The 11,597-nt window shown below is 66.5% G+C and carries 9 protein-coding genes and 2 tRNA genes; all 11 read left to right on the forward strand.

The genetic code is table 11. From position 1 onward, the window contains the following. The coding region (gene dnaA, locus B3I25_RS00140) for a chromosomal replication initiator protein DnaA (protein ID WP_286737386.1) at nt 1-1,196 on the forward strand (1,196 nt) is incomplete at its 5' end. A 599-nt stretch (nt 1,197-1,795) separates the two neighbouring features. Then, nucleotides 1,796-2,920 carry a DNA polymerase III subunit beta gene (gene dnaN, locus B3I25_RS00145; protein ID WP_206399049.1) on the forward strand — a complete coding sequence of 375 codons (1,125 nt, stop codon included), beginning with the start codon at nt 1,796-1,798 and terminating at the stop codon, nt 2,918-2,920. A 4-nt stretch (nt 2,921-2,924) separates the two neighbouring features. Further along, a complete protein-coding gene (gene recF / locus B3I25_RS00150) occupies nt 2,925-4,148 on the forward strand; it encodes a DNA replication/repair protein RecF (protein ID WP_286737387.1) in 1,224 nt (407 codons plus the stop codon). Next, nucleotides 4,145-4,738: a DUF721 domain-containing protein gene (locus tag B3I25_RS00155; RefSeq protein ID WP_064845489.1), complete on the forward strand. Its 594-nt coding sequence runs from the start codon at nt 4,145-4,147 to the stop codon at nt 4,736-4,738. The genes recF and B3I25_RS00155 overlap by 4 nt, the downstream gene beginning before the upstream one ends. A gap of 239 nt (nt 4,739-4,977) precedes the next feature. Then, nucleotides 4,978-7,047: a DNA topoisomerase (ATP-hydrolyzing) subunit B gene (gyrB, locus tag B3I25_RS00160; RefSeq protein ID WP_286737391.1), complete on the forward strand. Its 2,070-nt coding sequence runs from the start codon at nt 4,978-4,980 to the stop codon at nt 7,045-7,047. Between the two features lie 74 nt (nt 7,048-7,121). Beyond that, nucleotides 7,122-9,848 (forward strand): DNA gyrase subunit A, encoded by a 2,727-nt coding sequence (gyrA, locus tag B3I25_RS00165; RefSeq protein ID WP_286737392.1) that lies wholly within the window; start codon nt 7,122-7,124, stop codon nt 9,846-9,848. Between the two features lie 32 nt (nt 9,849-9,880). Further along, nucleotides 9,881-10,327, forward strand: a complete 447-nt coding sequence (locus tag B3I25_RS00170; protein ID WP_286737393.1) for a DUF3566 domain-containing protein — start codon at nt 9,881-9,883, stop codon at nt 10,325-10,327. Between the two features lie 92 nt (nt 10,328-10,419). Then, nucleotides 10,420-10,493 (forward strand) — tRNA-Ile (locus tag B3I25_RS00175). Nucleotides 10,494-10,542: 49 nt separating this feature from the next. Continuing rightward, nucleotides 10,543-10,665 carry a hypothetical protein gene (locus B3I25_RS00180; RefSeq protein ID WP_255359867.1) on the forward strand — a complete coding sequence of 41 codons (123 nt, stop codon included), beginning with the start codon at nt 10,543-10,545 and terminating at the stop codon, nt 10,663-10,665. A 53-nt stretch (nt 10,666-10,718) separates the two neighbouring features. Continuing rightward, a tRNA-Ala gene (locus tag B3I25_RS00185) sits at nt 10,719-10,791 on the forward strand. 261 nt (nt 10,792-11,052) lie between these two features. After that, nucleotides 11,053-11,597 (forward strand): Nramp family divalent metal transporter (locus B3I25_RS00190; protein ID WP_286737394.1); only part of this gene is annotated, 545 nt, incomplete at its 3' end.

An 11,597-nucleotide genomic window follows, 5' to 3' on the forward strand; every position in this document is an offset into this window, starting at 1 on the left:
GCCTGGCAACCACCGAGCCCGGCGACGGCGCCGGCGAGTACGACGATCTGCCCCCGCGCCGCCTACCCGAAGCCGCGCCCCCGGGGCCGCAACAGCGCGAGGTGCTCAGCACCGGCAACGGTTCGGACACCAGCCCGGCGGATTCGGAATGGGACAGTTCCGCCCGACTGAACCCCAAGTACGTCTTCGACTCCTTCGTGATCGGCCAGTCGAACCGGTTCGCCCACGCCGCAGCCTTCGCGGTCGCCGAGACCCCCGCCAAGGCATATAACCCGCTGTTCATCTACGGGGATTCGGGTCTCGGCAAGACCCACCTGCTGCACGCGATCGGGCACTACGCCAAGCGGCTCTACCCCAAGCTGCGCGTGCGGTACGTGAACTCGGAGGAGTTCACCAACGACTTCATCAACTCCATCCGCGACGACGAGGGCTCGTCTTTCAAGGGCATCTACCGCAACGTGGACCTGCTGCTGATCGATGACATCCAGTTCCTCGCGGGCAAGGAGCACACGCAGGAGGAGTTCTTCCACACCTTCAACGCGCTGCACAATCACGAGAAGCAGATCGTGATTACCTCGGACATGCCGCCCAAACAGCTCACGGGATTCGCCGAGCGGATGCGCTCCCGCTTCGAGTGGGGACTGATCACGGACGTGCAGCCGCCCGAGCTCGAGACCCGGATCGCGATCCTGCGCAAGAAGGCGATCAGCGAGGGGATGGACGCCCCGGACGATGTTATGGAGTACATCGCCTCCCACATCTCCACCAACATCCGCGAACTGGAAGGGGCGTTGATCCGGGTCACGGCCTTCGCGTCCCTCAACAAGCAACCGGTGGATCTCCCGCTCGCAGAGCTCGTGCTGAAGGATCTGATCACCGACGACGGGGGACAGGAGATCACCGCGGCCTCGATCCTGGGGCAGACCGCCGCGTTCTTCAACATCACCCTGGACGAGCTGAAGTCCAAGTCCCGCACGCGCACCCTGGTGACCGCGCGCCAGATCGGCATGTACCTGTTGCGGGAACTCACGGACATGTCCCTGCCCAAGATCGGTCAGGAACTGGGCGGGCGGGACCACACCACGGTCATGCACGCGGACCGTAAGATCCGCACGCTCATGGCCGAACGCCGACAGATCTTCGATCAGGTCACGGAGCTGACCAACCGGATCAAACAACAATCGCGCGAGGGCTAAGACCCGCCCCGATCACGCGACACCCGGAGACGGGCCCTCGGAACACGGTTCCGGGGGCCCGTTCTTCTTGTGATTCGTCCACAGGCTGAGCCCGCGGATCCACTGCTTTCGCCGCCCACGGTGCACAGGAAAATTCGGGGGTGTGGACGCGCTGTGCACAGTCCTGTTCAGCGCCGTGTGGAAAAATCTGTGGACAACGCAGAACAGGCGGTGGACAACCGCCGCGCATCGGTGGGCGAGCCTGTGGAATCCGCGGAATCACGCGGAAGTTGTGCACTCGGCACGCACAAGGCAATCCACAATCGTCCACACCGGATCAACACCCTCGAACCGCGGGATTGCTGAGGAACAGGCAGTTATCCACAGAGTCCACAGGGGTTATTAACACTTCTACCCCTTAAGAAAAGATCGACCGAATAACAAAAATCCGGTTCTCTCCGGCCGAACGGCTCCCCGGGATCTCTGTAATTACAAGAATCCAGGAACCGCCACGGGCGGATCCTGTCCGAACCTGACGATCCGGGGGTTCGGATGACGTCCCCGCGGCCGGATACCATGCAGACAAAACACTTCGGTTCCGAACCAAAGAGGGGCACCCCGTGAAGTTCTCGGTCGAGCGCGACGTACTGGCTGAAGCAGTCACCTGGACTGCCCGTTCGCTGTCACCGCGGCCTCCCGTCCCCCTGTTGTCCGGACTGCTCATCAAGGCGGAGAACGGTTCGCTGTCCATCGCAAGCTTCGACTACGAGATCTCCGCGCGCCTGACCATCAGCGCGGACGTCCTCGAGGAAGGCACCACCCTGGTCTCCGGCCGTCTGCTCGCGGACATCTGCCGCTCGCTGCCCTCCGCTCCCGTGCAGCTCGAGGCCGACGGCGGCAAGGTCACCCTCACGTGCCGTTCCGCCAAATTCAACCTCGCGGCCATGCCCGTGGACGACTACCCCCAGCTGCCCGGACTGCCGGACCTGTCCGGCGTCGTGGCCGGGGACGAGTTCGCGCATGCCGTGGCACAGGTCAACATCGCGGCGTCCAAGGACGACACCCTGCCGATCCTCACGGGTATCCGCATGGAGATCGAGGGCGAGAAGATGACCCTGCTGGCCACCGACCGCTACCGGCTGGCCATGCGGGAACTGACCTGGCGGCCCTCCGATCCCGCGATCTCCACGGCGGCCCTGATCAAGGCCAAGACGCTCAACGACATCGCCAAGACCCTGGGATCCTCCGGGGACGTGAACATCGCGCTCGCTCAGAACACGGAACTCGTGGGATTCGAATCCGGCGGACGACGCACCACGAGCCTGCTGATCGACGGCGAGTACCCCAAGATCCGCTCGCTGTTCCCGGATCACACACCGATCACCGCCGTGGTGAAGACCTCGGAACTCGTGGAAGCGGTGCGCCGCGTGTCCCTCGTAGCCGAACGCAACACCCCCGTGCGGCTCGCTTTCAGCGAGTCCCGGGTCGCGCTCGACGCGGGAACCGGGGAGGACGCCCAAGCGTCCGAAATTCTGGACGCCCAGCTCAACGGGGACGACATCACCGTGGCCTTCAACCCCACCTACCTCTCCGAGGGACTGCACGCGTTCGACTCCGACTACGTCCGGTTCTCGTTCACGGCCCCTCCGAAGCCGGCCGTGCTCTCGGCCCAGAGCGAGCCCGACGGCGAGGACAGCGTGGACTACAAGTACCTGCTCATGCCGGTGCGTCTGCCCAACCAGTGATCGTGTGTTCGTAGACCACCTGTCGCTCGCCAACTTCCGGACCTACCCCGGTCTGGACCTCCCACTTGCCCCGGGTCTCACGGTGTTCGTGGGACCCAACGGTGTGGGCAAGACCAACATCGTGGAGGCGATCGACTGGGCCGCGACCCTGGGCTCCCACCGCGTCTCGGGCAACGGACCGCTCATCACCACAGGATCGGACCAGGCGATCATCCGGGTACGCGTCAACCGCGGGGGACAGCGCACGGTCCTCGAGTACGAACTCAACGCCGCGCGGGCCAATCGCGTGCGGATCAACCGGGCGGCCCCGGTCCGCGCCCGTGAGGCCCTGGGGACCCTGCACACCGTGTTGTTCTCCCCGGAGGACCTGACCCTGGTCAAGGGGGATCCGTCCCACCGGCGGCGGTTCCTGGACGATCTCGCCACGGCCATGCGGCCGGTGCTCGGTGCCGCGCGCTCGGACTACGACCGGGCGCTGAAGCAGCGCAACGCCCTGCTGAAATCGGCGCGGCGCTCCCGGGGGTTCTCGGACTCGGATCGTGCGACGCTCGCGGTGTGGAACGACCAGCTCGCGCGCGCCGGCGCGGCCGTGATGGGTGCGCGGTTGCAGTTGCTCAAGGCTTTGGAGCCCGAGGTGGACCGGGCATACCAACAGCTCACGGACGGACCCAAGCACGTGTCCCTGGGCTACGAGAGCTCGTCCGTGGCACCCGGTGCCGATCAGGAAGCGCTCGAACACTTCTCGGTCACGGACCTCTACGAGCTCATGATGAATGCCTTCGAGCGCATGGGACGTCATGAGCGGGATCGCGGGATCACCCTGGTGGGACCGCATCGGGACGACCTCGTGATCCGACTGGGCGACACCCCCGCCAGGGGCTACGCGTCCCACGGGGAGACCTGGTCCACGGCCCTGGCCCTCCGCCTGGGCTCGTGGTACGTCCACCTCGCCGACGATCCGGCCCGGGGTTCGGCGCCCGTGCTGATCCTGGACGACGTGTTCGCGGAACTGGACGCGCGCCGTCGGCGCCGCCTGGCCGAGCTCGTGCGGCAGGCCGAGCAGGTGCTCGTGACCGCCGCGGTGGACGAGGACCTACCCGCGGCGCTGCTCGAGGACTCGCCCACGGTGATCGAGGTGGAGCCGGGGGCGGTATGGAACCGCGCAGCGTCGTCGGCCGAGCCCGAGTCCGGCGGGAACCAGAACGCTCCCCAGGCGGAGCAGCCGTGAGCGAGCCCGTGCATCGCGACGTCGTGGACGCGGCGGCCGTGGCCCTGCAACGGGCCCGGAAGGCCGCCCGCGACCGCGGGGACACGCCCCTGTCCAAGGCGGCCGCGGCCAAGAACATGCGCGCCTTCGGCACGGCCATGGAGGAGGGAACGGGCTCCCCGGCATTGCGCGCGCGGGACCGCTACGGCGTGGATCCGCGGCAGCTCGGGGGCTTCTCGGGACCGGGGCGTTCCGCGCGGGACCCCCGAGCGCTGTCCACCGTGGTGGACGCGCTGATGACCCACAGGGGCTGGAAGACGCCCGTGAACGTGAGCAGTGTGCTCGCGGACTGGCCGTCCCTCGTGGGGGCGCGCAACGCTGAGCACACGTGGCCCGAGAGTTTCGAGGACACCGTGGTGCGCGTGCGCTGCGACTCCACGGCCTACGCGACCCAGCTGCGGTTGATCCAACCCCAGATCATCAGGAAGTTCTCGGACAAGCTGGGGGAGGGGATCGTCACGCGGCTCGAGATCCACGGTCCCGTGGGGCCGAGCTGGAAACGGGGGCGCTGGTCGGTGCAGGGCAGGGGGCCGCGGGACACCTACGGGTGAGCTGAAATCGTCAAAAACGCGCCAGAAGCGCGCGAGGCGCACCGCACCCCGAAAATGGGTCCACCCAGCGCGGCGGGGCTCCGGGGCGTCTGCGGGCCGTCCAGCGCTTCATGCGGTAGAATGGGAAGCCAAAGATCTTTCCGTCCCGCCAGCCGATGAGCCGCGAGCCGTCTCATCGGCTGTATTCATATGGGTCGGGTGATGATCGCCATCGATTACGCAGGAGGACCGGAGACCCCGTGGCTACAGAGGATCCCCTACAGCACGAGTACGGAGCGAGCGACATCACCGTTCTGGAAGGCCTCGAGGCGGTCAGGAAGCGCCCGGGGATGTACATCGGTTCCACTGGCCCCCGCGGCCTGCACCACCTGGTCTACGAGGTGGTCGACAACTCGGTGGACGAGGCGCTCGCGGGGTACTGCGACCACATCGAGGTGACCCTCCAGTCGGACGGCGGCGTGCGCGTGAGCGACAACGGCCGCGGCATCCCGGTGGACATGCACCCCACGGAGGGCAAGCCCACCGTGGAGGTCGTGATGACCATCCTGCACGCCGGTGGCAAGTTCGGCGGCGGTGGCTACGCCGTGTCCGGCGGTCTGCACGGCGTGGGCATCTCGGTGGTCAACGCCCTGTCCCGGCGTGTGGACACCGAAGTCCGCCGGCAGGGCTACGTCTGGCGGATGAGCTTCGCGAACGGCGGCCACCCCGAGGGTGAGCTCGAACGCGGCGAGCAGACGGACGAGACCGGGACCACCCAGGTCTTCTACCCGGACCCCGAGATCTTCGAGACCGTGGACTTCGATTTCGAGACCCTGCGGGCGCGGTTCCAGCAGATGGCGTTCCTCAACAAGGGTCTGCGGATCACGCTCACGGACGAGCGTGTCACGGACGAGACCGGCGAGGAGATCGCGGGGGAGTCCCCCGTGGACGCCTCCGGTCCGGTCGAGGGACAGGACGGAGGGACGGTCGGCGCGGACGACGCCGCTGTCCACGCCCAGGCTGGCGCCCGCCGGGTGGTCTACTGCTACGAGCACGGGTTGCTGGACTACGTCACGTTCCTGAATTCGGCCAAGAAGGTCGATCTGATCCACGACGACGTCATCTCGCTCGAGGTGGACGACCCGGACAAGAAGATGTCCCTGGAGCTGGCCATGCAGTGGACCACGGCGTTCAACGAGTCCGTGCACACGTACGCCAACACCATCAACACCCATGAGGGCGGCACCCACGAGGAGGGCTTCCGCACCGCGCTGACCACGCTCATCAACCGCTACGCGCGGGAGAACAGGCTGCTGCGCGACAAGGACGACAACCTCACGGGCGAGGACGTGCGCGAGGGGCTCACCGCGGTGATCTCGATCAAGCTCGCGGAACCCCAGTTCGAGGGGCAGACCAAGACCAAGCTGGGCAATTCGGAGGCCAAGACCTTCGTTCAGCGCGAGATGTTCGACCTGTTCGGGGCGTGGTTGGAGCGCAACCCCAACCCCGCCAAGGACATCATTCGCAAGGCGATCTACGCGTCCCAGGCGCGGTTGGCCGCGCGCAAGGCACGCGAGACCACACGACGCAAGGGTCTGCTGGAGTCCGGGGGCATGCCGGGCAAGCTCAAGGACTGCTCGTCCAAGGACCCCACGGTCTCCGAGATCTACATCGTGGAGGGTGACTCCGCGGGCGGTTCCGCCGTGCAGGGCCGCGATCCCGCGCACCAGGCGATCCTGCCGCTGCGCGGGAAGATCCTCAACGTGGAGCGGGCTCGGTTGGACCGGGCGTTGTCCAACGCGGAAGTGCAGTCCATGATCACAGCCTTCGGCGCGGGGATCGGTGACGACTTCGACATCGAGAAGGCCCGCTACCACAAGATCGTGCTCATGGCGGACGCGGACGTGGACGGTCAGCACATCACCACCCTGCTGCTCACGCTGCTGTTCCGGTTCATGCGTCCGCTCATCGAGCACGGGTACGTGTACCTCGCGCAGCCGCCGCTGTATCGCATCAAGTGGTCCAACGCGCCGCACGACTACGTGTTCTCGGACGCGGAGCGCGATGCCGCCCTGGCCAAGGGTCTCGCGGAGAACCGCCGACTGCCCAAGGACAACGGCATCCAGCGTTACAAGGGTCTGGGCGAGATGGACTACACCGAGCTGTGGGAGACCACCATGGACCCGGAGCACCGCACGCTGCTGCAGGTCACCATGGACGACGCCGCCGCGGCGGACCAGGTGTTCTCGGTCCTCATGGGCGAGGACGTGGAGTCCCGCCGCGAGTTCATCCAGCAGAACGCGAAGGACATCCGCTTCCTGGACATCTGATCATGTGACGCCCGGAATATTCCGGCGCGAGTATGAACGATGATCCCGGGAACGAGAGAAGGAAACAGCAACCCATGAGTGACGAGACGCAGGACGGCAACGGCCCCGTGGACCCGCAGGGCGCACCCGAGGCCGGTGACGGCGTCGTGACCGACGAGGTGGCGATCACGGGCGACCGCGTGGAGCAGATCGATCTCCAGACGGAAATGCAGCGCTCCTACCTGGACTACGCCATGGCGGTGATTGTGGGGCGCGCGCTGCCGGACGTGCGGGACGGTCTCAAGCCCGTGCACCGGCGGGTGCTCTACACAATGTACGACGGCGGTTACCGCCCCGATCGTTCGTTCAACAAGTGCGCGCGCGTGGTGGGCGACGTGATGGGCAACTACCACCCGCACGGTGACTCCGCGATCTACGACGCCCTGGTGCGACTGATCCAGGACTGGATCATGCGCTACCCGCTCGCGCTGGGGCAGGGCAACTTCGGTTCCCCCGGTAATGACGGCGCCGCGGCTCCCCGGTACACCGAGACCAAGATGGCGCCTCTGGCCATGGAGATGGTCCAGGACATCCACGAGGACACCGTGGACTTCCAGGACAACTACGACGGCAAGCAGCAGGAACCCGTGGTGCTGCCCGCGCGGTTCCCCAACCTGCTGGTCAATGGCTCCTCCGGCATCGCGGTGGGCATGGCCACCAACATCCCCCCGCACAACCTGCGCGAGGTCGCGGACGGCGTGCAGTGGTACCTCAAGAACCCGCACGTGGACCGCGAGACCCTGCTCGAAGAACTCATCAAGCGAATCAAGGGTCCGGACTTCCCCTCCGGGGCGCAGATCCTCGGCCACAAGGGCATCGAACAGGCCTACCGCACCGGTCGTGGTTCCATCACGCAGCGCGCGGTGGTCAGTGTGGAGGAGATCCACAACCGCACGTGCCTCGTGGTCACGGAGCTGCCGTACCAGGTCAACCCGGACAACCTGGCCATCAAGATCGCGGACCTCGTCAAGGAAGGGCGGGTCCAGGGCATCGCCGACATGCGCGACGAGACCTCGGGGCGCACGGGTCAGCGGTTGGTGATCGTGCTCAAGCGGGACGCCGTACCCAAGGTCGTGCTCAACAACCTCTACAAGCACACGCAGTTGCAGGAGAACTTCTCCGCGAACATGCTCGCGCTCGTGGACGGGGTGCCCCGGACGCTCTCCCTGGACGCGTTCGTACACCACTGGGTCACCCACCAGATGGAAGTCATCGTCCGGCGCACCACGTACCGCCTCAAGCAGGCGCAGGAGGAAGCGCACATCCTGATCGGTCTGCTCAAGGCCCTGGACGCCCTGGACGAGGTCATCGCCCTGATCCGGCGCTCGCCCACCGTGGAGCAGGCACGCACCGGGCTTATGGAGCTGCTCGAGATCGACGAGGCCCAGGCCCAGGCGATCCTCAACATGCAGTTGCGCCGCCTGGCCGCGCTCGAACGGCAGAAGATCCAGGACCGGCACGCCGAGCTGCAGCGGTTGATCGCCGAGTACGAGTCGATCATCGCGTCCGAGGAGCGTCAGCGCGAGATTATCTCGGAGGAACTGCAGGGCATCGTGGACCACTACGGTGACGACCGCCGCACCGAGGTGCTCTACGGCTTCGACGGGGACGTCTCCATGGAGGACCTCATCCCGCAGGAGCAGGTGGTCGTGACCATCACGCGCGACGGCTATGTCAAGCGAACCCGCGCGGACGAGTACCGCGCTCAGCACCGAGGTGGCCGCGGCATCAAGGGCGCGCAGTTGCGCGGCGACGACGTCGTGGAGCACTTCTTCGTGACGAGCACCCACAACTGGATCCTGTTCTTCACGACCCTCGGGCGCGTCTACCGCGTCAAGGCCTATGAGTTCGTGGAGGCCGGCCGGGACGCCAAGGGCCAGCACGTGGCCAATCTCATGGAGTTCCAGCCCGAGGAACGCATCGCCCAGGTCATGGAGCTGCACTCCTACCAGGACGCCCCGTACCTCGTGCTCGCGACCCGCAACGGGTTGATCAAGAAGTCGCGGCTCACGGACTACGACACCAATCGTTCCGCGGGCGTGATCGCGATCAACCTGCGCGAGAACGACGAGTTGGTCTCGGCCATGCTCGTGAACACCGACGACGACGTCATGCTGATCTCGCGCCTGGGCCAGTCCCTGCGGTTCACCGCTGACGACGACGCCCTGCGCCCCATGGGTCGCGCGACCTCCGGTGTCACGGGCATGAAGTTCCGCCCCGGGGACGAGTTGCTCTCCGCCAACGTGGTCAGCGACGACTCCTACGTGTTCGTGGTGACCGAGGGCGGCTACGCCAAGCGCACGAGCGTCCAGGAGTACCGCGTGCAGGGCCGCGGTGGCCTGGGCATCAAGGTTGCCAAACTCGCCGAGGTCCGCGGTGGCCAGGTGGGCGGGCTGATCGTGGGCGAGAACGACGAGGTGCTCGTGGTCATGGAGAGCGGCAAGGTCGTGCGCTCCAACGTGAGCGAGGTCCCCGCCCGCGGCCGTGACACGATGGGTGTGATCTTCGCCAAGCCGGGTCCCAACGACGCCATCGTGGGGGTCGCCCGCAACGCCGAGCGGGAGATCGAGAAGGAGGTCGCGGAGGAGGACGCCGCCGAGGCCACCGGGCCGAGCGACGTCGCCCCCGGCTCCGCGATGGACTCCCCCGAAGTCACGACCGCGGACGTCCCCGCGGGCCAGGACGGTGCCGACGCCGCTGCGCCGGTCGGTGACGACGATGCAGTAGCGTTGGAGCACAACGACAACGGAGGTGACGCATGAGCGCGAGCTCAGCCTCGAAGGCGGGCCAGCCCGTGAAGACTTCTTCCCCCCAGAAGCCGTCCCCGCAGAGCGCCAAGAGCTCCGGCAAGGGACTCGTGCGACCCGCCCCCCGGGCCAAGGTGCGCCGCGCACGGCTCGTGGTGTCCAAGGTGGACACGTGGTCCGTGCTCAAGCTGGCCTTCCTGCTCTCCGTGGCGCTCGGGATCATCACGGTCGTGGCGTCCCTGGTGCTGTGGATCGTGCTGAGCCTCACCGGGCTGTTCGACGGGATCAACGAACTGCTGTCCATGCTCGGCGGCAGCGCCGGGGGAGCGGACATCAAGCGGTTCCTCTCGCTCGGCAACGTGGCCCTGTTCGCCACGATCATCTCCGTGGTCAACGTCATCCTGCTGACCGTGCTGTCCGTGCTCGGGGCGCTCGTGTACAACATCGCGGCGTCCCTGATCGGGGGCATCGGGGTGACCCTGACCGACGACTGATCCCGCGGTCCGTCCGATTTTGTGCGGCGGATGAAACTCCGGTAAAGTCTTGGCGTGGCCGATCAGAGGACGATTCTGGCGGTGCACGCTGAGGGCGTATAGCTCAGACGGTTAGAGCGCTTCGCTGATAACGAAGAGGTCCCAGGTTCAATTCCTGGTACGCCCACCCATCGAATTCCCGCCAACCGCGAGATGATCTCGTTCGGAGGGTCCCCATGAAGGCACGAATCGCAGCCCTGGCCGCACTGGCCGGCTTGTCCGTGGCAGCCTTCAAGTCCTGGCGCGAGGCGGAAGCCAAACGAGAGGCGTGGAATTCGGCCGTGGACCCCGTGGACTGACCGTCCCGGTACCGCGATCCGCGTTCGGCAGGATCAGCACCACAACTGAACACGGGGCCTTAGCTCAGTTGGTAGAGCGCCGCCTTTGCAAGGCGGATGTCAGGAGTTCGAATCTCCTAGGCTCCACACCCGAGAACCCCCGGGGACCGCAGCGCCGGTCCCCGGGGGTTCCTTCGTGCCGGGCCTGTTCCTGGTCCGTGCTCATCCGCTTTCATCCGGTTCGTCCTGGCCCGGTTCCTCCTGTCCCCGGCCTTGCGTGCGCGTCCCCGGTCCTCGGCGGGGACACACCAGCCATACTTCGCCACCGAAGGAGTGTGGCGCACCCCGCGTGAAAGACTGCATGAGCACAACTGTGACCTGATTCATGCCCGAAGTGTGGAGCCCCCGATGCGCGACAAGACCCCGCTGCAACCCCTTCCGTCCATCGACCCCGATGAGTCGTTGGAGAAGGTCAAACGGTGGCAGCTGATCGGTCCCGGTCTCGTGGTGGCGGCCACGGGCGTGGGTGCCGCGGACATGGTGGCCACGCTGACCGCCGGCTCGCGCTACGGCTACACCCTGTTGTGGGCGGTCATCGCGGGCACGATCATGAAGATTGTGCTCGTGGAGGGCGCCGGTCGGTACTCGCTCGCGAGCGGGCGCACCATTTTCGAGGGTTGGCGCTCCCTGGGCCGGTGGACGTCCTGGTACTTCGGTCCGTACATCCTGATCTGGGGATTCGTGTACGGCGCCACGGCCATGTCGTCCTCCGCCCTGCCGCTCGCCGCGCTGTTCCCCATCCTGCCCCTGTGGGCGTGGGCCATCCTCATGGGCCTGATCGGGTTCGTGATCGTGTGGGCGGGGCGCTACGCGGTGATCGAGAAGATCACCGCGGCCATGGTGGGGATCATGTTCCTGGTCATGGTGGGGCTCGCGATCATCACCCTGCCCAA

Source organism: Kocuria sp. UBA1838 (genome assembly GCF_002338785.1).
In the GTDB taxonomy this organism is placed as follows: domain Bacteria; phylum Actinomycetota; class Actinomycetes; order Actinomycetales; family Micrococcaceae; genus Kocuria; species Kocuria marina.

Excerpts from the sequence above, each read along its gene's own strand:
- gyrA (WP_286737392.1), top strand. The coding sequence starts at position 7,122 with ATGAGTGACGAGACGCAGGACGGCAACGGCCCCGTGGACCCGCAGGGC.
- B3I25_RS00180 (WP_255359867.1), top strand. The coding sequence starts at position 10,543 with ATGAAGGCACGAATCGCAGCCCTGGCCGCACTGGCCGGCTTGTCCGTG.